We start from the raw sequence: 21,323 nt of genomic DNA on the forward strand, positions 1-21,323 counted from the left end.
GTGCGTACGGGCAGGCGGAGCCGACGCACCGGTCGTTTCATGACCCGGATTTCAGGGCGGCGAGCCGGGCCTCGACCTCCGCGCTCTCACCGAGGCTGTCCAGCTGCTCGAACTGTGCGTCCAGGGACGACGCGGCAAGCTCCTGCTTGCCCACCGCCTTCGCCTCCTCGCGCCGCACCTTGTCCTCGAAGCGGCTGAGCTCACTCGTCGGATCCATGACGTCGATGCTCTTCACCGCGTCCATCATCTGGTTCTGCGCCTGGGCGGACTTGGAGCGCGCAACCAGCTCGTCGCGTTTGGACTTCAGCTGGGTCAGCTTGGTCTTCATCTGGTCCAGGCCCGCCTTCAGCTTGTCCACCACCACCGTCTGCGAGGCGATGGTGGGCTCGGCGGTCCTGGCTTCCTGCTCCGCCTGGAGCTGGCGGCCCAGTGCGACCTTCGCCAGGTTGTCGAACTTGTCGGCGTCGGCGGCCGATCCCGCAGCGCGCAACTCGTCCGCCTTCTTGCTGGCCGCGAGGGCCTTCTGCCCCCACTCCCGCGCCGCATCGACGTCCTCCCGGTGATCCTGCTCCATCAGCCGGAGGTTGCCGATGGTCGCGGCCACGGCCTGCTCGGCCTCCGAGATGTTGCCCGTGTACTCGCGGATCAGCTGGTCCAGCATCTTCTGAGGGTCTTCCGCCTGGTCGATCAGGGCGTTGATGTTGGCCCGCGCCAGCTGCGTGACGCGGCCGAGGATGGTCTGCTTGGTCATGGCCTCTCTCCTTGTGTGAATGACAGTGACTGACGCATCGTGAATCCGCGGCTGAGGCACCGCGCCGCCCGTTGAGAACCTCAGAACCGGCCTCCGCCGCCCCTTCGGCCACGGGTACCCCCGCCGCCGAAGCTGCCCGGCCCGCCTGAGAATCCTCCTCCTCCGAAACCTCCCGGGAACCCCCCTCCGAAACCCCCGCCCCGGCCGCCCCCGCCGAGGAGTCCGCCGAGGAGGATGCCGCCCAGAACCGCCCCGCCCATCCCGCTTGCCCCTCCATGTACACCGCCCGGACCGTTCTGGTTCCGGTAGGCCCGCACGTCCTGTTCCGCCAGGCTCTGTGCCATCCCCGCCAGCGCGTCCGCCTGCTGGGCCTCGGCCAGGGCGCCCTGCGGATCGTTCGACTCGCTCAGTTCGCGAGCCCGTTCCCACCGCCGCTGGGCCTCGGCCAGCCGGGTGCGGGCCTGGCTGCCCACCGCTCCCCTGTTGGTGGTGATGTAGTCCGCGGCCGCCCCGATAGCCGAACGTGCCGTGAGCATCGCCTGGTCGAGGAGCGAGCGGGCGCGCAGGTTTCCGTGCTCCTGCTCGCGGGCCCCGGCAAGGGCTTCGTCCAGCGCCGCGTCCGCCTCCTCCACCCTGCGCAGGGCGTCGATGGGATCGTAGGGTCCGGCTTCCGTCTCGCTCCGTACGTCGCTCAGCACCGACGCTGCGCGCGCGATCCTGCCCTGCAGATCCGCGGTGGAGACTCCTTCGGCCGTCCCCTTCAGCAGACCTCCGGCATCGGCCAGATCCGTTTCCGTCTCGGTGAGGGCACCTGGCAGCCTGCCCGCCGCCTCGGCCAGTTCCACAGCACGCCGGTCCACGGCATCGACGAGTGCGGACGCCTGCCCGATCGCGCCCTCGGCGGCCCGGACGTACACCGCGGCCTTGGCGTTGTCGCCGCCGGCCACGGCCTGGCGCGCCTCATCAAGACCGGACGTGGCGAACAGCAACCGGTCCTTGGCCTGTCCGACGGAGTCGGCCACGGGCGCGGCGGCCGACTCCGTGTACCGGCTGCGCATTCCGGTGAGGGTGGACTCCGCCGTGGAGATCCGTCCGGAGAGGTCGTCGAAGGTTGCCTCCGCAGCCGCCAAGGCCTGGGGCGCGGTGCGTTCGAGGGCGCGCAGCCGGTCGAAGTCCTCGGCCACGGCGTCCAGACGTCCGTTCGCCTCCGCGCAGCGGCTGACGATCTCGTCGAGCATGCGGCGCCGTGTCGCGTCGTCCTCCGGGAAGGCGTCGTCGAGCTGCTGCCGCAAGCGGAAGGCCGCCGTCAGCTCCGACTTGGCGTGGTCGACGGCCTGGGTGAACGGAGCAGCCGCCTCCTCACCGAACTGCGCGGTGGCGAATCCGAGCTCTTCCTCGCTGGTGCGCACGGCGTCGTCCGTGTCCACCAGATCGGCCTTGGCCTGTGCGTCGAGTTCCGGCAACGGCGTCGGCGGCTCCGCAGATTCCTGGGCTCCGCCGCTGCCCCAGCCGGCCGCGGCAGGGGTGGTCCGGCCCGATGCACGCTTCCTGCGGCGGGTGTACGCGTAGGCGGCGACCGCGCCTGCGGCGCCGACGACGGCGATCGGGACGATCAGGTTCCCCGCACTGCCGCTGTCGGAGTCACTGCCTGTTCCGGGATCCGCGGTCCCCGGCGTGATCGCGGGGGCCGGAACGGGCCGGCCGGCGAGCACCGCGGCGTAGCCGTTCGCGGCGCCGATCGCGGCCCCGGCCCAGTCGTTCTCCCTCAGAGCCGGTTCGATCGCGTTGCTCGCCACGTCCTGGAGCTGTCCGTCGGTGAGCCGCGACCCCTGGTCGACGGAGTAGGCGTACTGCCGGTCGTGCGTGGCCACGGCCAGCAGCACGTCGTCCTGTCCGAGCCCGTTGCGGTTCGCGGTCTCGTCGGCCCAGGTCTGCGCGTCGCGGCCGGAGAAGTCGCGTACGTAGACGACGAAGAGCTGGATCCGACTGCTGTCGAACAACTCGTCGAGCGCGGACTCGACCTGCTGGTCACGGTCGCCGAGAGCCCCCACCTTGTCGGTGATCTGCCCGTCACGGGACAGCGCGACGGGGTCGTCGGCACGGGCGACCGGCACAGAGGGCGGAGCGATCCAGCACATCGCTGCCAGCACGGCGAGGAAGACCCTGGCGGGTATGGAGATCCGGGTACGGCTCGCGGGCTGCATCACATTTGGGAGGCTATGTCCGCCCAGTTCCCCTCGCGACCCGGCGCCTCCAGTCCGTGGACGGGCCGGCTCCCCGCCGTACAGCCGCGCCCACCACCCCGCGTCGCAACGTGATGGACGGCGGCACGGACGAGGGGCGGGGGAGTGCCGTGCCGCGGCTTCGCGTCCGATCGGGCGACCCCGACCTGCCGAAGAAGGAACGGAAGGGGCTGAGGATTGCGTCTGTGACACCAGGGACGAAAGCGGTGCGGGCCGCTCGGCAGGGGCGTCCTGTCGGCAGTAAAGCGGCGCCACAGCGAAACTCGGGGGTACGGACATGGGCACAGGGAAGACGGCCGGAACGGTGCGGAGCAGATGGGTCCGCCTCCGGTGGACCTGGCCGAGGCGTATCGCTCTGGCGCTGGTCCTGCTGCTCGTCCTGCCGGTCCTGACGGCGGGCATCGCGCTGCGGCTGAACTACACCGGGGATCCGGGCGAGGACACCCGCACCCGCGGCCGTGATGCCATCTGGCTCGGCCATGCGTGGGTCGACGGGCGCAAGGGCGACGGAGACCTGGCTGCCTTCGCCGCACAGATAGAGGGGACCGGCATCAAGGACCTCTACGTGCACGCCGGACCGCTGGAGCACGACGGCACCCTGCCGGGGAGGCGGTATCCCAAGGCGCGGTGGCTGATCGACGCGGTGCACCGCACCCTGCCCGGCATCCGGGTGCAGGCCTGGCTCGGCGATGTTCTGGCGAGCGAGGGGCCCGACGGTCTGCGCCTCGAAAGCACCGCGTCCCGCGCGGCCGTCGTCACCTCCGCACGGCAGATGCTCGACGCGGGGTTCGACGGAGTCCACTTCGACCTGGAGCCCCTGCACTCCGGGGACCGCCACTACCTGTCCCTCCTCGACGACCTGGGCGAACTCACCGGTGCCCGCACAGCGCAGCTCTCCGTTGCCGCCCACCAGATCGATCCGGTACCCGCAGCGCACAGCATCCTCGGCGCGCTCATCGGCAGGGAGAAATGGTGGTCGCAGGAGTTCTTCGGTGAAGTCGCCGGGCGGGTCGACCAGATCGCCGTGATGTCGTACGACAGCTGGATGCCGTTCGAGGGGACGTACGGCGGATTCGTCGCTCAGCAGACCGCGCTCGCCCTCGAGGTGACGCCCGAGGACACCGACCTGCTGATGGGGCTGCCGTTCTTCCACGAGAACGATCTCGGACACCGGGACGCCGCGGAAACGGTCGAGGCCGCGGTCCGCGGTACCAGGCTCGGCCTGGCACGGACGGACCGCGACCGGACGCGTTTCGGCGTTGCGCTCTACGTCGACTTCGCCGCTCGCGAGAGCGACTGGAAGGCTTACCGCGAAGGCTGGCATTGAGTCCGCCCCGCGGCGGGGCGGTCAGATACCGAACCGCTCCCTGGCGAGCAGGGGGCGCACCCGCGACCCGAAGCCACCCGTCCTGAACGGTCGCTGCAGCAGCCCGGGCCGGATGGCCTGCGCCAGCGCCGCGGCGATCATGCCCTGGTCGAGCGCGAGCATGAAGTCGCTGACCCGTCCGGTGTGGACATTGACCGAGTCACGGAAGCCGTATCCGTCGTGGTACGCGCCGAAATCGGCCTCCAGCGCCAGGAGGTTGGCCACCGCCTCGTGCGGTGCGTACGGGAGGGCGAGAAATGAGGCGTGCGGCGTCACCACGCCGTTGGTGAAGGCGGACGGGGCCGGAAGCGGCGAGCCGTCCGTGGTGTACGTGCGGTCGGTGTTGGAGGCGTAACCGTCGACCTGCATGCCGAGCGCGTCGACGCCGTACTCCTGGTAGCCGCCCTCGGGGACGTTGGAGGGGGAGAATCCCCAGTATCCGTACTCCGCCTCGTCGAGACCGTGCTCGATCTGGCTGCGGACGTAGCGCCGGTGCGTGAGGCCCCAGGACCGCGGTGACCACTCCGGCTCCGGCACGAACAGCGGCACCATGAGGGCCTCGAACATCGAACCGCCCCAGGTGGGGATGATCTTTCGCCCGCCGTGCGTGTAGTGCCCCTGCCACACACGGACACCGTCGACGACCGCGTACGCGCCCTGCGGGCGCTGCTCCTGCTCGTGTTCGGGAAGCATCGTGCGCAGCAGGTGCCAGTAGTGCTCGGCAGGCAGGGAGGCGTCCGCGATGCCAAGATAACTGGCCATGCGGGGCTCGGTGTTGAGGGCGCCGTAGTGGTGGGCGGTCGGCTCCTCGGTATCGGTCCAGAATCCACCGCGCAGCTGGCCGGGTCCGGCGACCGGGTCGGCGGGGTCGTACGGCGTGTAGTAGTAGGACCAGTCGGCGGTCGCGAGGATCCGTCCGATGCGGGGGCGCAGGGACGGCGCGGCGTCGGCGGCGATCCGCAGGCCGGTGACCAGCCAGGCGTTGTCGACGGAGGAGAGGAACGGGCGGACCGGAGCACCCGTGCCGGGCCACTCCGTCAGCACCGAACCGTCGTGGGCGTCGTACCAGTTGAGCCAGAAGCCGTGGTGGCGCTCCAGTTTCTCGACGGCGGACACCGTGCGGTCCAGCGTGCGGAGCATCGCGTCCTCGCCGATCACACCGAGCCCCGCGGCAGCCACGGCGGCCCACAGGCCGCAGCCGATGTTGGTGGGGGAGGTCTGGCGGGACGGGACGGGGCCGGACCCGCTGAGCTCGATCTTGTCGGCGGCCAGACCGAGGTCCGTCGTCATCGCCTCGATCGAGCGGTACGTATCGCGGAACCAATGCAGCAGCAACGGTGTATCAAAGGCATGAAGGGGACGAGCGGTGCGCGTGGACGGAAGCGGCCCGGCCGTGGGAGCGGCCGGGGCGGCGGATACGGAGGGAGCGGAGACGGCTCCGAGGGAGAGGGCGGCGGCCCCGGTCCCAGCAGCGGTGAGAAATGTTCGACGGTCCATCAGAACCTCTCGAAGAAGAGTCATCGTCTGTCGCGGATGTTCACATTCGGGTGCCGACCGGACGAGGTCCGGCCGCAGAAATGCAGTGGGGGAGCCGCCGGCCGTCAGGTGCCGACGACTCCCCCACTGGAGAGAGCCATCACATGGCTCCCCGTCCTCGGGCCGGTCTCAGCCGGCGGTGCGGGGCAGCTCGCGGGAGCGGCCGAGGGAGCCCAGCCAGACGGCCGACGGCCGCGCGGTCCGCTCGAAGGTCTCCAGGTCGACGGCGATCAGGCCGAACGTCGGCTTGAAGGAGCCCCATTCATAGTTGTCCAGTGCGCTCCAGGCCAGGTAGCCCTGGATGTTGAGGCCGTCCTCCAGTGCGGAGGCCACCTCATTCAGGGCGCCGGCGTAGTAGTCGGCGCGGCGGGTGTCGTCAGAGGTCGCGATGCCGTTCTCCGTGACGATCAGAGGCACGTCATTGCCGACCACCTCGGCGGTGTGGCGAAGGGCGTACCCGACGGCGGCCGGGTAGTACTCCCATTGCGTCAGCGTCCGCTCGACCGTCTCGGACGCGGGAATCGGGCCGTCGTGACCGATCCGGGTGCGGGTATAGGACTGGACACCGATCCAGTCGTCGCCGCGGGATGCCTCGATGAAGATGTCCTCGCGCGGGTGGCGGTAGGCGGCGGTGACGCCCTCGGCGCCAGGGACTGCCTGGTAGACCTGGTTGGCGATGGTCCAGCCGACCTGGATGCCGGCATCCAGGTCCCTGATCTCCTTCACGGCCGCGTGGTGGGCGGCGATGACGGCCTGCGTGGTCTCGTCGTCCGGGGTGGGCAGACCGGCGGGCGGGAAGCCGATGTCACCCCGCTTGGCCTGCCCCGCCATCACAGCGATCATGTTCGGTTCGTTGATCGTGCAGACGTGGCTGACACCGGTGGAGATCACCGGCGCGCAGGCCGCGGCATAGCGGGCGAAGAGCTCCGTGGCACCGTCGGCCGTCCAGCCGCCGCGCGCCTCGAACCACTGCGGCACGGTGAAGTGGTGCAGGGTGACCATCGGGCGCAGGCCGCGCTCGATCGCCCCTTCGACCATGCGCCGGTAGTGGGCGAGCTCGGCCCGGGAGAACTGCCCCTCGGCCGGCTCGATGCGCGCCCATTCGATCGAGAAGCGGTAGTCCGTGAAGCCCAGTCCGGCCAGCAGGTCCATGTCCTCACGCCAGCGGTGGTAGCTGTCGCAGGCATCCAGGCTGGGCTCCTGGATGTGGGTGCCGGTGGAGTGCTCCTTGACCCACCAGTCGCTGTTGGTGTTGTTGCCCTCGATCTGGTGGGCGGCCGTGGAGGCACCCCACAGGAAGCCTTCGGGGAACGGGACCGGGGTGTGCGTCATCGCGGAATGTCTCTCTTGTGCGTGAAGGGGCGTGGCCGGGAGGGTGGGGCACGGCCTCGTGGGTGTGCGTGGGGCTGCGCGGGCGGGTTACTTCAAGCCCGCCGTGGCGATGCCCTGGGTGAAATGCCGCTGCAGGGCGATGAAGAGGATCAGCACCGGCAGTACGACAAGGAACGCTCCGGCCATCAGCATCCCGTTGGAGCCGCCGGCCTTGTTGGGGTCCGTCGCGAACGTGGCGAGGGCGACGGGGAGGGTGTACTTGTCCGGATCGTTGGTCGCGATCAGGGGCCAGACGAAGTTGTTCCAGGATCCGAGGAAGGTGAAGATCGAGAGCGTCGCGAGGGCGGGCTTCACCAGCGGCATCACGATCCGCCAGAAGATGTACCACTCGCCCGCACCGTCCATCCTGGCGGCCTCCAGCAGCTCGTCCGGGATCGACTGCATGAACTGCCGCATCAGGAAGACCCCGAAGGCCCCGGCGGCGAAGGGCAGCACCAGACCTGCGTACGAGTCGATCAACTGGAGCTTGCTCATCAGCACGAACAGCGGCAGCAGCATCAGGTTTCCGGGGACCATCAGAGCGCCGAGGACGACTCCGAAGATCTTGTTGCGGCCGACGAAGTTCAGCTTGGCCAGCGCGTACCCGAGCATCGAGCAGAACACCAGATTCGAGACGGTGACCAGCACCGCCACGATCACGGAGTTCATGAAGTAGAGCGGCAGATTCAGCTTGTCGAGCAGCTCACGGAAGTTGTCCAGGGTCCACTCGGTGGGAATCCACACGGGGGGACTGGCCGACAGCTCGGAGGTCGTCTTGAGCGACGAGAGGGCCATCCACAGGAACGGCGCAGACATGATCAGCAGACCCAGCGAGAGCAGGGTGTAGACCAGGGGACGCCTCAGGTTCCGGGGCTTCCTCGCCGGCGCCGTCCGTACGGCACCGGGTGCATTGCCGACGGTCATTTCGTGTTGTCCTTCAGCAGTCGGAGCTGCAGCACCGTGATGCCCATGATCACTACGAAGAGGACATACGCCATGGCGCTCGCATAGCCCATGTGGAAGAAATTGAAGCCCTCGCGGTACATGTTCAGCGACACGGTGAGCGTGGAGTCGGACGGACCGCCCTGCGTCATCACGAACGGTTCCTCGAACACATTGAGGTACCCGATGGTCGTGATGACCGTGGCGTAGAGGACCGTGGGCCGCAGCAGGGGCACGGTGATCCCGCGGAACTCCTGCCACACTCCGGCGCCGTCGAGCTTGGCGGCTTCCCGGACCTCGGTGGGGATGGCCTGCAGACCTGCGATGAAGAGCACCATGACCGTACCGACGTTGCGCCAGACCGCCATCACGATCATCGACGGCATGGCCAGCGTCTCCGAGCCGAGGAAATCCGGAGCCGTCAGCCCCACTTCGGAGAAGAGACCGGCGATGAGGCCGTCGCTCGGATCCAGCACGAAGCGCCACACCACGGCGACCGCCACGATCGTGGTGACCACCGGTGCGTAGAAACCGACGCGGAAGAAGGTCCTTGCCCGGTCGATGCCGTTGTTCAGCAGTACGGCGACGACCAGTCCGAGGGCGATGGTCAGGGGGACGCCGATCACCACGAAATACGCCGTATTGAAGAGCGACTTCAGGAACTTCTCGTCGCTGAAGAGATTGACGTAGTTCTCGAAGCCGATGAAGTTCGCATCCAGCGGGCGCGTGACATTACGCAGCCCGAAGTCCGTGAAACTCATCAGCAGAGTGGCGAGGATCGGGAACGCCATGAAGACGGTGAAGAGGACGAGGAAGGGGGTGGAGAACAGCCAGCCGGCCGCGTTCTGCACACCCATCGACGCCTTGTGCCCCTGACGGCCCGGCCGGCCCCGCTGGTCATGGGGCAGGACGCCCGGAGACGGAGAAGTCCCGGGTCCGCCCCGCACCTCGGCCGCCCGCGCGGCCTTTCCGGTCGTAGTGCTCATGGCTCCTACTTCACGAGGCCTTCGATCTCGGACTGCGCGGTCTTCAGCGCGTCCTCGGGGGAAGCCTTGCCCTGTGTCACCTTCGCGATGGCCTGGTCGACCTTGTCGGTGATCTCCGTCCACGTGGCCGTGGACGGCGAGGACTTGGCGGTGTCCATCTGCGTCTTGAAGATCTGGAGGTTCGTGTCGTCGGCGAGCTTGCCGGAGGTCCAGGCCGCGGTGTTCGCGGGAAGGTCCTTGGTGCGCTCGTACCAGTCCGCCTGGCCCTCGGCGCCCGTGAGGTACTTGATGAGCTCCGTGGCGGCGGCCTTGTGCTCGCTGTCCTTGGAGACCACCAGGGAAGACCCGCCCGCCATGGAGACCGAGGACTTGTCCGCGGGCACGGCCGCCACCGCCCACTTGCCCTTGAGCTGCGGCTGGCCCTCGTTCAGCAGGGTGACGTGCCAAGGGCCGCCGAAGAACATGGGGACCCGGCCGTTGCCGAAGTCCTTCACCACGTCGTAGCCGGGCTGAACGGACTTGTTGGAGAGTCCCTTGTCGAAGTACGAGCCGTACTCCTTGAGTGCCCTGACAGCCTCGGGGCTGTCGATGACCGCCTCGCCCTTGTCGTTGACGATCTCGCCGCCGGCGGAGTACAGGAAGGAGTAGAAGTTCTGCACCGTGTCCAGGCCGCTGGGCTGGATGGACAGGCCCCACTTGGTGCCCGCCTTCTTCTGGTACGCGGTGGCGAGGTCCTGCATCTCCTGCCAGTCGGACGGCGCCTCGTCGACACCGGCCTTCTCGGCCAGGTCGGTGCGGTAGTAGAGGACGCGCGTGTCGACGTACCACGGCACGCCGTACGCGGTGCCGTCGACCTCGCCCTGGTTCCAGCCCGCGGGGAAGAAGTCCTTCTTGTCGAAGGTCTTGGTGTCGACCGGCTCCAGGACGCCGAGCTCGGCGAACTCGCCCATGTAGCTCCCGCCCATCTGCGCCACATCCGGCAGGGTGCCGGCCGCGGCGGCGGAGACCAGCTTCTGGTGGGCGACGTCCCAGCCGACCGGGGTCACCTTGACGGTGATGTGGGGGTTGGCCTTCTCGTAGACCTTGGCCACATCCGCGAGCTTCTCGCCCTCGGCGCCCATGGCCCAGACGGTGAGCGTCTGCTGCTTGTCCGCGGCGACGTCGGCGCCGGAGCTCCCGCAGGCAGTGATGCCGAAGGCGAGCGCGACTGCGATACCGGCGGAGACGGTTCTGGCGGTGCGGGACATGGAGGGCTCCTCCTTGAGCAATCCGAATGTATGCGCTGCCTGTAAGCGCATACATCACTCTGCGACAGTCCTTCGTGAATCCGCAAGGGGGTGCCGGGTCACACTCGTGCAACGTGCTCGACGTCTCGGGGCGCGACTGTGGAACGGTAAGCGTGCCGTTTGCGAATTAGAAGTGGATGTGACTGATTCCGCTTGATTGGGAGGGGTTCGGCAAGGGTTCGGCGGAGATCCAAAAAGGGTTCGAGATGCGAAAACGAGCGCGCTATCGTCCCGGCCATGGCTTCGTTCGCGCATGGCTTTCCCTTCGATCCGACCCATGGGCACACGCTCGACGAGCTGCTGCGCATACCGGCACCGGCCGCGCCCGAGGATTTCGAGGCGTTCTGGAAGGAGCGGTACAGCGAGGCCCGTGCTGTCTCCACCGCTCCCGAGATCGGCCCGGCGGAAGGCGAGCGCGACGGCGTCCGGCTGCACGAGGTGTCCTTCACCTCCGTGGGCGGGCTGCGTCTCGGCGGCTGGCTGGCGCTGCCCGTCGAGGGGCCCGCGGAGCACGGCTTCGTCATCGGACACGGCTACGGCGGCCGGCAGGACCCGGGGGCGGAGGTGCCGCTGCCGCTGCCCCGGTCCGCCGCGATCCTGCCCTGCGTGCGCGGGATGGGAAGCCGAGGTCTGTGGCCCGGCATGCCCAGCGAGGCCGCCGGGCATGTTCTGCACGGCATCGGGTCGCGCGACACCTATGTCATCGGCGACTGCGTGGCCGACCTGTGGTGCGCGGCCTCGGCCCTGGAGGAACTGCTGCCGGAGCTGCGCGGTCCCGGTGCCCTCGGCTATGTCGGCGAGAGCTTCGGAGGCGGCCTCGGCGCGCTCGCGCTGCCCTGGGACGAGCGGTTCGGCGCCGCGCAGCTCACCGTTCCGACCTTCGGCAACCATCCGCTGCGGCTCACCCTGCCCTGCAGCGGCAGCGGGGAGTCGGTACGGGCGCACCACCGTGACCACCCCGGCGTCACGGAGGTTCTGCGCTACTTCGACGCAGCCACGGCCGCCGCACGGCTGGAACTGCCGACGTTCGTCGCCGCAGCGCTGTTCGATCCTGCGGTGCCGCCGCCGGGCCAGTTCGCCGTACACAACGCGCTGCCCGGACCGCGGGAGTTGCTGGTGCTGGGCGCCGGGCACTTCGAGTACGAGGGGCGCGCTGCCGAACTGGCCGAGCTCAGCACCCGTCGGCAGCGGTTCTTCGAAGCGTGGCTCGGGCGGTGATCCGGACCGTGTGGCTCGGACGGTGATCCGGACCGTGTGGCTCGGAAGGTGACCCCGACCGCGTGGCTCAGACGGTGACCGGACCGCGTGGCTCAGGCGGTGACCGGACCGCGTGACCCGGACGGTGGCCGGACCGTGTGGCTCAAGCGGTGACCCCGGAGCGGCGCAGTCCGCCTGAGTGCCCGGATGACCGGGTGCCTGGCTGCCCGCGTGCCCGGGTCAGCCGCAGCCGCAGCTCGCCCGCCGGGCCGGCGAGACGGGAAGCTCCAGCGACACGGGCTCACGGTCCCGGTCGGCCAGCCGTTGCACCAGCAACTCCACGGCCTGTTCGCCCAGCTGCCGAATCGGCTGCCGCACGGTCGTCAGTGACGGCCGCACGATCCGGCTCAGCGGGATGCCGTCGAATCCGGTCACAGCGATGTCGTCGGGTACCCGGACCCCGCGCCTCTCCAGCGCGCGCAGCGCGCCCACCGCCATCTGGTCATTGGCGAAGAGCACCGCCTGCGGCCGCTCGAGGTCCCGATCGAGCAGCGTCTCCGCGGCTCGGGCGCCCTCGGCCTGCGTCATCATCCGCGTCCGGAGATCCGGTGCGTCCGGCACCGGCAGCCCGGCCTCACGGCATGCCTCGCGGAAACCACGGAACCGGGCTTCGGCATCGGGTGACGCGGAGTCGCCCCCGACGAAGGCGAGCCGGCGCAGGCCGTGGTCCTCGATCAGATGGCGGGCCAGCTCGCGCTCCCCGTCGGCGTTCGCGACGACGATGTGGTCGAGGTGGTCGATCTCGCGCGGCCCGGCGAGCATGACCACCGGCAGTCGGCGCGATATCACCTCGAGGTCCTCGGTCGGTACGGTCTGCGCCAGTACGGCGAAGCCGTCCACCCGCCCCGCGACCTTCGCGACGAGGCTCTCCGGCCCGCCTTCCAGCGACGCGGCGATCAGCAGGGCGTAACCGTGCCGGCGCGCCGCCCGTTCCATGCCGCGGATGATCTGGTCGGAGTACAGCATCACCGCGTCGTCGGCGTCGCTGTCCGCCTCGGCGTCCGCCTCGGCATCCGGGTCGGCGTAGTCCGGGAAGCAGAGGCCCAGCACACCGGTGGTGCGGCTGGCCAGGCCACGGGCGTTCCCGCTCGGTACGTAACCGAGTTCGCGGGCCGCTTCCAGGACCCGCTCGCGTGTCTGGGCCCGCACGGAATCCGGGTTCCGGTAGACCCGGGAGACCGTGGCAATGGAGACGCCCGACCGCTCGGCGACGTCGTACACCGTGGGGGCGCTCACTCGACCGACCGTCCGCTTCTTCTTCCGTAGCGACGCGCCTGATGCGTGTGCTGGTACGTGTGCTCCCGGGTGGCCGACTCGGTGCCGACCGGTCCTTTGAAAGCGCATTCACCCTAGATCGCGGGCCGGCGGGCGAGCAAGGCCGAACGGTGTGGCGCGCGACGCGTTCACGCTCCTGAGACCCCTTTACCGAATCCTGGTCAGAATATAGACAGGCAGCCTTGCAAGGTGCCCTGTGCATCTTTACGGTCGAACCATGTCCAGTACTTCTTCCCCAGCTCCCCGGGACCGGAATGTCGCCGACCCGAGCGCGGAACGCGTGGCGACCGACCTCGCGGCCGTGGTGGGCCGGCTGCTCCGGCGGCTGCGCACCAGCTCGGCGGACAGTCTGCTCACGCCCTCCCAGCGGTCGGTGCTGGCCAGACTGGACGAGGGCGGGCCTGCCACCACCGCGGCGCTGGCCCGCGCGGAGCTCGTGCGGCCCCAGTCGATGCGGCTGACCCTCGGGGCGCTGGGGGACCTGGGTCTCGTCTGCCGCGCCCCCGACCCGTCGGACGGGCGGAAATCGGTCGTGTCCGTCTCGGACGCGGGGCGCACCACGCTGGCCGAGGTCCGGGCCGCCAAGCGGAGCTGGCTCGCCGAGGCGATCACCGCCGAACTTGACGGGGAAGAACGCCGAACGGTCGCTGAGGCCGTCGCGCTCATCGGCCGCCTGGTCGAGAGGTGACCATCGAGAAGTGACCGGACACAGGACAGCGCGCGACCCGGCGCACCCCTTGAATCACCCCTGAGCGCAACGGCCCCGGGGCTTAGGCAGCCCCGGAGGCGCGTGCGCATCAGGTCCCGGCGCGAGCGCCTGACCGACCGCGCTCCTGCTGATCATCCCGACCGTCAGCGTCCGCGCCCCGCACCCTGCGCGCACGCGAAGGATCACCCCCCCCGCACCACAAGGAGTACGCGCATGACCGCCACCACCCTGGACCCGAAGACCGCGCTCGTCGTCGTCGATCTCCAGAAGGGCATCGTCGGCCGCCCCACCGTTCACCCCGCCGCGGACATCGTCGCGAACTCCGCGACCCTCGCGGAGGCCTTCCGCGCCAAGGGTCTCCCGGTCGTCCTGGTCCGTGTCACCGGCGGGGCCCCCGGCCGCACGGAGGGCTCCGCGCCGGCCGGCCGGCCCGCTGCGGACTGGGCCGACCTCGTTCCCGAACTCGGGCCCCGCGAGGGCGACATCGTCGTCACCAAGCAGCAGTGGGGAGCCTTCTACGGCACCGACCTGGACCTCCGGCTCCGCCGCCGCGGCATCACCCAGATCGTGGTGACGGGCATCGCGACCAGCATCGGGGTCGAGTCCACCGCCCGTTCCGCCCACGAGCACGGATACCACGTCACCGTCGCCACGGACGCGGTCACCGACATGGACGCCGAAGCCCACCGCAACAGTGTCGAGAAGATCTTCCCGAGGCTCGGCGAGACCGACACCACCGCCGCGATCGTCAAGCTCCTCGGCTGAGAGGGCAGGGCGCCAAGAGGACAGGACGCCAAGAGGGACGAGAGCGCCAAGAGGGCAAGACGCCAAGAGGGACGAGAGCGCCAAGAGGACGAGTCAGACGCCAGGACGCCCAGGGCCCAAGGGCTGCCGGGTGTCCTCACAGGCCGGTCAGGCCCCCTCCCGCCGCCGGATCTTGTTGCCCAGCCACACCAGCGGGTCGTACTTGCGGTCCACGGCCCGCTCCTTCAGCGGGATCAGCGCATTGTCCGTGATCTTGATGTGCTCGGGGCACACTTCCGTACAGCACTTGGTGATGTTGCAGTAGCCCAGGCCGTTTTCCTCCTGCGCCGTCGCCTTCCGGTCCAGTCCCGACTCGGCGGCGGCGTCCAGGGGGTGCATGTCCAGCTCGGCCACCCTCATCAGGAAGCGTGGTCCGGCGAACGCCGTCTTGTTCTCCTCGTGGTCGCGCACCACGTGGCAGGTGTCCTGGCACAGGAAGCACTCGATGCACTTCCGGAACTCCTGGGAGCGGTCCACGTCGACCTGCTGCATCCGGTAGTCGCCCGCCTTCACCCCCTGCGGTGGTACGAAGGCGGGCACTTCGCGTGCCTTGGCGTAGTTGAAGGTCACATCCGTCACCAGATCGCGCACGACCGGGAAGGCCCGCAGCGGAGTGACCGTGATCGTCTCCTCCCGGCGGAACACCGACATGCGTGTCATGCACAGGAGCCGGGGCCGTCCGTTGATCTCCGCGCTGCACGAACCGCACTTGCCCGCCTTGCAGTTCCAGCGCACCGCCAGATCGCCCGCCTGGGTGGCCTGGATCCGGTGGATGATGTCGAGGACGACCTCCCCGTCGTTCACCTCGACCGCGAAGTCCTTCAGCTCACCGCCGTCGGTGTCCCCGCGCCACACCCTGAACCTGGCTTCGTAGCTGCTCACTCGTACAGCTCCTCTTCGGCGAGGTACTTGACCAGCTCCTCCTTCTCGAAGAGGGAGAGCAGGTCGGGACGGATGGGTTCGGTCGTCGTACGTACCAGTTCGATCAGGCCCTGGGCGGGGTCGTCGTTCTCGGCGAGCCGTGCGAGCAGATTGACGGGGCGCCAGGAGCGTTCCATCGAGGGGCAGTCCTCGCGGGTGTGCCCGCCCCGGCTCTCCGTGCGTTCCAGCGCGGCCCGGGCGATGCACTCGCTGACCAGCAGCATGTTCCGCAGGTCCAGTGCGAGGTGCCAGCCGGGGTTGAACTGCCGGTGCCCCTCGACGACGGCGTGCTTCGCCCGTTCCCGGAGCGCCGCCAGTCTCTCCAGCGCCTGCTCCATCTCGTGCTGCCGCCGGATGATGCCGACCAGGTCGTTCATCGTCTGCTGGAGTTCCTGGTGCAGGGTGTACGGATTCTCCGCGGGCGTCCCGCCGGTACCGGCCGCATCGGTGCCGAACGGCCGCAGGGCCTCGGCCGCCGCCGTGTCGATCCGGTCCTGGTCCACCACGGGCCGTGTGCCGAGCGAGCTCGCGTACTCGGCGGCGTGCGCTCCGGCCCGCCTGCCGAAGACCAGCAGGTCGGAGAGGGAGTTCCCGCCGAGCCGGTTGGAGCCGTGCATGCCGCCGGCCACCTCGCCGGCCGCGTACAGCCCGGGGACGGCGAGGGCGCTGGCGGTGTCGGAGTCGACGGCGATCCCGCCCATCACGTAGTGACAGGTCGGTCCGACCTCCATCGCCTCCGCCGTGATGTCGACGTCCGCCAGCTCCTTGAACTGGTGGTACATCGAGGGCAGCCGCCGCCGGATCCTCTCCGCGGGCATCCGGGTCGACACGTCGAGGAACACCCCGCCGTGAGGTGAGCCGCGGCCCGCCTTCACCTCGGAGTTGATCGCGCGGGCCACCTCGTCGCGCGGCAGCAGTTCGGGCGGACGCCGGTTGTTGTCGGGGTCCTCGTACCAGCGGTCGCCCTCCGCCTCCGACTGCGCGTACTTCTCCTTGAACACATCGGGGACGTAGTCGAACATGAACCGCTTGCCCTCGGAGTTCCGCAGTACCCCGCCGTCGCCGCGCACCGACTCGGTGACGAGGATGCCCTTCACCGACGGTGGCCAGACCATGCCGGTCGGGTGGAACTGCACGAACTCCATGTTCAGCAGCGGCGCTCCCGCGAGCAGGGCCAGCGCATGGCCGTCGCCGGTGTACTCCCAGGAGTTCGACGTCACCTTGAAGGACTTGCCGATGCCTCCTGTGGCGAGGACCACGGCGGGGGCTTCGAGCACGAAGAAGCGGCCGGACTCCCGCTCGTAGCAGAAGGTGCCCGCGACCCGGTCCCCGTCCTTGAGGACGTCGGTGACCGTGCACTCCTGGAAGACCTTCAACCGGGCCTCGTAGTCGCCGAAATCGCGGTGGTCCTCCTGCTGGAGGGCGACGATCTTCTGCTGGAGCGTACGGATCAGTTCGAGTCCGGTGCGGTCCCCGACGTGTGCGAGTCGCGGATACTCATGGCCGCCGAAGTTGCGCTGGGATATCTTCCCGTCCGGCGTTCGGTCGAAGAGCGCGCCCCAGGTCTCCAGCTCCCAGACCCGGTCGGGCGCCTCCTTGGCGTGCAGCTCGGCCATCCGCCACTGGTTGAGGAACTTCCCGCCGCGCATCGTGTCGCGGAAGTGGACCTGCCAGTTGTCGCCCGAGTTCACATTGCCCATGGAGGCCGCGATGCCTCCCTCCGCCATGACGGTGTGCGCCTTGCCGAAGAGCGACTTGCAGATGACCGCGGTACGCGCTCCGCGCTCCCTGGCCTCGATCGCGGCGCGCAGCCCGGCACCCCCGGCACCGACCACGACGACGTCCCACTGCTGCCGTTCGAGCTGTGTCATTCAGAAAAACCTCGGATCGTCGAAGGCGCCGGAAGCGACGAGGTACACATAGAAGTCCGAGAGCGCCACGCTGATCAGCGAGGCCCAGGCGAGCAGCATGTGACGGGCATTCAGCCTGCCGACCCAGCCCCACAGCCGGTAGCGCACCGGGTGCTCGGAGAAGTGCCGCAGCCGGCCGCCGATGATGTGGCGGCAGGAGTGGCAGGACAGGGTGTACGCCCAGATCAGCACGATGTTGACCAGGAAGATCAGCGAGCCGAGCCCTATGTGTCCCCAGGCGTAGTGCTCGTCGCGGAAGGAGAGCACGGTGTCGTACGTGAGGATTCCGGCGACCGGGACCGCGGCGTAGAAGAAGTAGCGGTGCATGTTCTGCATGACCAGCGGGAAGCGGGTCTCGCCGGTGTACGTCGTGTGGGGCTCGGCGACCGCGCAGGCCGGGGGCGAGGCCCAGAAGCCCCGGTAGTACGCCTTGCGGTAGTAGTAGCACGTCAGCCGGAAGCCCAGCGGGAAGATCAGGATGATCAGCGCGGGGGAGAGGCCCCACCAGGTGCCGAGTACGTCCCAGTTCGGGCCGCCCCGCATGGGGACGCAGTTCTCCGCCAGACAGGGGGAGTAGAACGGCGACACGTAGGGGGCCGCGTAGTAGTCGGCGTTCGAGAACGCCCGCCAGGTCGAGTAGACGATGAAGGCGAAGAGACCGGCGGCGGTCGCGGCGGGCGCCAGCCACCACCGGTCGGTGCGCAGATGGCGGGCGGCGATGGCGGCGCGCGTCGCTCCGCGCACCCCTGCCCCGGCGCTCGTGGTGCCCGTCGGCGGCGCGGCGGGCCTCGGTGGTTCCGTTCCTGGTTCCGTACCGGTGGCCAAGGAGCTCTCCTAGAAGGCGTGCCTGCCGCGGACGCCCAGACCCTCGTCGTCCGAGTCCGTCCACAAGGCGGCGTCGTACGGCGTCTCGGTGATGGTGATGACCCCGGGGCCGGGACCGCCGGGAGTGTCGGGGCCGGGGGTCTCCGTCGTGGCGGAGTCCTGGGCGCGCAGCTGCGCGATGGTCCGCTCCAACCGGCCGACTGTGCGGACCAGGTCGTCGAGGCAGTGCTGAACGGCTGTCAACTCATCGTGCAGAGACATGATTTGACCAACCTCCCGCGATGGCGGTGCGCAGTTGTGTGCCTGAGAGTGTTACGCGTCACACCGCCGCTCCACAAGGGCCCGGCAGGCCTCCGTGGCCGGGGCGCGGGGTGGGGCCGCTCGGGTGAGGTTTGCCGCCGTACGGGCCGTGCCTGCAGTCCGACCCGCGTGCAGGTGGGTTCAGTGGGTCAACGAATCAGTGTGATCAACTGCAAATGCCACCAGAACAAATAATCCGGTCCATTCCGGTACGGGGTGGGCCGGGCCGGCCCCGGAGGTATCAGCCATGGCCCACGTCGGCATCCCACAGGGGACGGCCCGAAAGCGCCGCTCGGTCGCGCTCCTGGCGACAGGTGTCCTCACGATCCCGGTGCTGGCCGGCTGCAGCTCGGGCGGCGAGGGCGCCGCCTCGGTGGCCGTCCCGCAGGACATCGCCCCGGCATCGCGCGACCGGGTCACCGAGGGATCCACGCTCAACTGGGCGATCGACGCGGTGCCCGCCACCCTCAACACCTTCCAGTCCGACGCGGACAGCGCGACCACCCGGATCACGGGGGCCCTGCTGCCCTCCCTCTTCCCGATGGACGCGCGGGGTGAGCCCAGGCTCAACCCCGACTATCTGGAGTCGGCGAAGGTCATCGAGCAGGAGCCGAAGCAGGTCGTGCTGTACAAGCTCAACCAACAGGCCGTGTGGAGCGACGGCCGGGAGATCGGTGCCCCCGACTTCGTCGCGCAGTGGCGCGCGCTGAGCGGCAAGGACTCGGCGTACTGGACGGCGCGCAACGCCGGCTACGAGCGGATCGAGAAGATCGAACGTGGGAAGGACGACCTGCAGGTCAGAGTCACCTTCTCCAAGCCGTACGCGGACTGGCGCGCACTGTTCTCCCCGCTGTACCCGAAGGAGGTGACCGGATCCCCGGGCACCTTCAACGACGGTGCGAGGACGACCCTCAAGAACACCGCAGGACCGTTTCGGCTGCGCGCCGTGGACAAGACCAAGGGGACCGTCACCCTCGACCGGAACCCGCGCTGGTGGGGCGCCGAGGCCAAGCTCGAATCCCTGGTCTTCCGGACCGTCGAACCCCAGAAGCGCGACAAGGCGCTCACCGCGGGCACCGTGGACGTCGCGGACGTCGACCCGGCGACCGCGAACCGCATCGCCCTCGCGGCCCGCTACCGGGGAGGGAACGGGCAGCCGCCCGCCCACGGCCCCGGAGCCGACATCACCCCCGCGGCCGCCCTGCGCTCCTGGGCCCTGGCCCACGGATCGGACGAGGAGGCCGCCGAGACCGCACAGGCGGCCCGCGCCGAGAACCGCGCGGCCGTCGCGGCGTACGCGGCCGAGCAGAAGTCGCTGGGCAGTTTCGCCGTACGCAAGTCCCTGGAGCCCGCCTACACGCAGCTCGCCCTGAACGGGGAATCGGGCCCCCTCTCCGACGACCGGGTCCGTCGCGCCGTTGCCCGGGCCCTGGACCGCCAGGAGCTGGCCGACCTCGTCCTGAAGCCGCTGGGCCTGCCCGCGAAGCCGCCCGGCAGCCACCTGGCCCTGGCCGGGCAGCCCGCCTACAAGGACGGCAGCGGTGCGCTGGGAGAGCAGGACACCAAGGAGGCGCAGGCGCTGCTGGCCGACGCCGGCTGGACGAAGGCCGGAGCGGCCGTGACGCCGAAGGAGGCGGGCAGCGAGGCCGACAAGAAGAAGGCCGCGGAAAAGGCGGAGGAGAAGGGAGCGACGCCCGGGGCCGAGAAGTCCGGGAAGGCCGAGAAGCCGGCGGAGAAGGCGGACGAGTCCGAGAAGTCCGCAAAACCCGCGAAGGCCGACGAAGCCGGGTCGGACGCGGCAGGGTCGGACGACGCGGGCAAGGACGACGAGGCTTCCCGCAAGGAAGGCATGTACATCGTCGGTGACGACAAGCCGGGCGGCCGGCCCGGCCGGGCCCTCGCCACCGCCTCGGCCGCCGCAGCGCACAGTGCCGCCCTGCGGCGCCAGGCCGGCGCGCTCGCCCGCACCGCAGCCGGGGACGGCGCCAAGGTCTCCGCCCAGGACAGGCAGCCCGGCGCCGCCGGCGCCTACGCCCCCGTGGGCACAGCGGCACCGGCCCCCGCCTCGGTCCGCGGCCGGCTCGGCAAGGACGGCAAGCCCCTGACGCTGCGATTCGTCCTGCCGTCCGGCCCCGGCTCGCAGTCGCTGCGCAGCGTCGGCGAAAGGATCGTCGAGATGCTGGACACCATCGGCATCGGAACGCAGATCACCAAGGTCTCGGACGACAGCTACTTCAAGGACCACATCGCCTCCGGCGACTACGACCTGGCGCTGTACTCGTGGCCGGCCACCGCCTACCCGGCGACCGACGGCCGGCCGATCTTCTCCAAGCCCGAGCCCGCGACCGACGGGTCGCTGCTCGTCGAGCAGAACTACACGCGAGTCGGTTCGGACCACATCGACCAGCTCTTCGACCAGGCCGTCTCCGAGCTCGACGCCGAGGCGTCCAGGGATCTGCTGAAGCAGGCGGACGCACGGATCTGGGCCGCCGCCGGATCGATTCCGCTGTATCAGCGGCCACAGCTGGTCGCCGTGAACAAGAAGCTCGCGAACGTCGGTGCCTTCGGCTTCGCCGCACCTCGGTACGAAGACATCGGGTTCACCGGGCGACAAGCGGCAGGTTCCCCCGCGAATCGTAAGAAGTAGCAGGTCAAGGCCGTACTGGAAGCTCAGAACCAGCTCAATTCCCTTGCCCGCCGGGACCCCCGGCGGGCAAGGTTGTCTCTGCCCAGACCCGGGCCTCTCACCCCCCACACCCCCCTCCGTCCGGCCGGTCGTAGGCCGAATGATGTCTTGATACCAGCTGAATACCGCGTGGAGTCCGGTCCTGCGGATCGGGC

General features: G+C 69.5%; 17 protein-coding genes. 5 read left to right on the forward strand and 12 right to left on the reverse strand.

Annotated features, from left to right (window positions below; all coding sequences use genetic code 11):
• Positions 1-37: 37 nt before the first annotated feature.
• Positions 38-751 (reverse strand): PspA/IM30 family protein, encoded by a 714-nt coding sequence (locus ABZS61_RS13230; RefSeq protein WP_356418834.1) that lies wholly within the window; start codon positions 749-751, stop codon positions 38-40.
• A gap of 80 nt (positions 752-831) precedes the next feature.
• Complete coding sequence (locus ABZS61_RS13235; RefSeq protein WP_356419398.1) at positions 832-2,955, reverse strand: TPM domain-containing protein; 2,124 nt, start codon at positions 2,953-2,955, stop codon at positions 832-834.
• A 316-nt stretch (positions 2,956-3,271) separates the two neighbouring features.
• Here ABZS61_RS13235 and ABZS61_RS13240 point away from each other — a divergent pair, with 316 nt between their 5' ends.
• A complete protein-coding gene (locus ABZS61_RS13240) occupies positions 3,272-4,321 on the forward strand; it encodes a hypothetical protein (protein WP_356418837.1) in 1,050 nt (349 codons plus the stop codon).
• A 21-nt stretch (positions 4,322-4,342) separates the two neighbouring features.
• Here ABZS61_RS13240 and ABZS61_RS13245 read toward each other — a convergent pair whose 3' ends face one another.
• The 5 genes from ABZS61_RS13245 to ABZS61_RS13265 all read right to left on the reverse strand — a co-directional run bounded on the left by ABZS61_RS13245 (position 4,343) and on the right by ABZS61_RS13265 (position 10,442).
• Positions 4,343-5,857 carry a glucoamylase family protein gene (locus tag ABZS61_RS13245; protein ID WP_356418839.1) on the reverse strand — a complete coding sequence of 505 codons (1,515 nt, stop codon included), beginning with the start codon at positions 5,855-5,857 and terminating at the stop codon, positions 4,343-4,345.
• 168 nt (positions 5,858-6,025) lie between these two features.
• Entirely contained in the window at positions 6,026-7,228 is a 1,203-nt protein-coding gene (locus tag ABZS61_RS13250; RefSeq protein ID WP_356418842.1) for a family 1 glycosylhydrolase, read from the reverse strand.
• Between the two features lie 87 nt (positions 7,229-7,315).
• A complete protein-coding gene (locus tag ABZS61_RS13255) occupies positions 7,316-8,191 on the reverse strand; it encodes a carbohydrate ABC transporter permease (protein ID WP_356418845.1) in 876 nt (291 codons plus the stop codon).
• Positions 8,188-9,195 carry a sugar ABC transporter permease gene (locus ABZS61_RS13260; RefSeq protein ID WP_356418848.1) on the reverse strand — a complete coding sequence of 336 codons (1,008 nt, stop codon included), beginning with the start codon at positions 9,193-9,195 and terminating at the stop codon, positions 8,188-8,190. Before ABZS61_RS13260 ends, ABZS61_RS13255 begins: the two co-directional genes overlap by 4 nt.
• A 5-nt stretch (positions 9,196-9,200) precedes the next feature.
• On the reverse strand, positions 9,201-10,442 hold the full coding sequence (locus ABZS61_RS13265) for a sugar ABC transporter substrate-binding protein (RefSeq protein ID WP_356418851.1): 1,242 nt from the start codon (positions 10,440-10,442) through the stop codon (positions 9,201-9,203).
• A 276-nt stretch (positions 10,443-10,718) separates the two neighbouring features.
• Between ABZS61_RS13265 and ABZS61_RS13270 the strand changes: the two genes are divergently transcribed.
• A complete protein-coding gene (locus ABZS61_RS13270) occupies positions 10,719-11,699 on the forward strand; it encodes an acetylxylan esterase (protein ID WP_356418854.1) in 981 nt (326 codons plus the stop codon).
• A gap of 219 nt (positions 11,700-11,918) precedes the next feature.
• On the opposite strand, the gene ABZS61_RS13275 is transcribed toward ABZS61_RS13270, so the two are convergent.
• A complete protein-coding gene (locus ABZS61_RS13275) occupies positions 11,919-12,974 on the reverse strand; it encodes a LacI family DNA-binding transcriptional regulator (RefSeq protein WP_356418857.1) in 1,056 nt (351 codons plus the stop codon).
• A 256-nt stretch (positions 12,975-13,230) separates the two neighbouring features.
• Between ABZS61_RS13275 and ABZS61_RS13280 the strand changes: the two genes are divergently transcribed.
• Positions 13,231-13,701, forward strand: a complete 471-nt coding sequence (locus ABZS61_RS13280; RefSeq protein ID WP_356418860.1) for a MarR family transcriptional regulator — start codon at positions 13,231-13,233, stop codon at positions 13,699-13,701.
• A gap of 234 nt (positions 13,702-13,935) precedes the next feature.
• Positions 13,936-14,487 (forward strand): isochorismatase family protein, encoded by a 552-nt coding sequence (locus ABZS61_RS13285; protein WP_356418863.1) that lies wholly within the window; start codon positions 13,936-13,938, stop codon positions 14,485-14,487.
• 147 nt (positions 14,488-14,634) lie between these two features.
• On the opposite strand, the gene ABZS61_RS13290 is transcribed toward ABZS61_RS13285, so the two are convergent.
• From ABZS61_RS13290 to ABZS61_RS13305, 4 genes are all read right to left on the reverse strand, one after another.
• Positions 14,635-15,408 (reverse strand): succinate dehydrogenase/fumarate reductase iron-sulfur subunit, encoded by a 774-nt coding sequence (locus ABZS61_RS13290; RefSeq protein WP_356418865.1) that lies wholly within the window; start codon positions 15,406-15,408, stop codon positions 14,635-14,637.
• Positions 15,405-17,318: a fumarate reductase/succinate dehydrogenase flavoprotein subunit gene (locus tag ABZS61_RS13295; RefSeq protein WP_356418868.1), complete on the reverse strand. Its 1,914-nt coding sequence runs from the start codon at positions 17,316-17,318 to the stop codon at positions 15,405-15,407. Before ABZS61_RS13295 ends, ABZS61_RS13290 begins: the two co-directional genes overlap by 4 nt.
• A complete protein-coding gene (locus tag ABZS61_RS13300; RefSeq protein ID WP_356419400.1) occupies positions 17,319-18,101 on the reverse strand; it encodes a hypothetical protein in 783 nt (260 codons plus the stop codon).
• Positions 18,102-18,191: 90 nt separating this feature from the next.
• A complete protein-coding gene (locus ABZS61_RS13305) occupies positions 18,192-18,443 on the reverse strand; it encodes a hypothetical protein (protein ID WP_356418870.1) in 252 nt (83 codons plus the stop codon).
• 286 nt (positions 18,444-18,729) lie between these two features.
• On the opposite strand from ABZS61_RS13305, the gene ABZS61_RS13310 reads away from it, so the two are divergent.
• Positions 18,730-21,129 carry an ABC transporter family substrate-binding protein gene (locus tag ABZS61_RS13310; protein WP_356418873.1) on the forward strand — a complete coding sequence of 800 codons (2,400 nt, stop codon included), beginning with the start codon at positions 18,730-18,732 and terminating at the stop codon, positions 21,127-21,129.
• Positions 21,130-21,323 lie beyond the last annotated feature (194 nt).

Origin of the sequence: Streptomyces sp. NPDC005566 (assembly GCF_040605575.1) — a bacterium.
Lineage (GTDB): Bacteria > Actinomycetota > Actinomycetes > Streptomycetales > Streptomycetaceae > Streptomyces.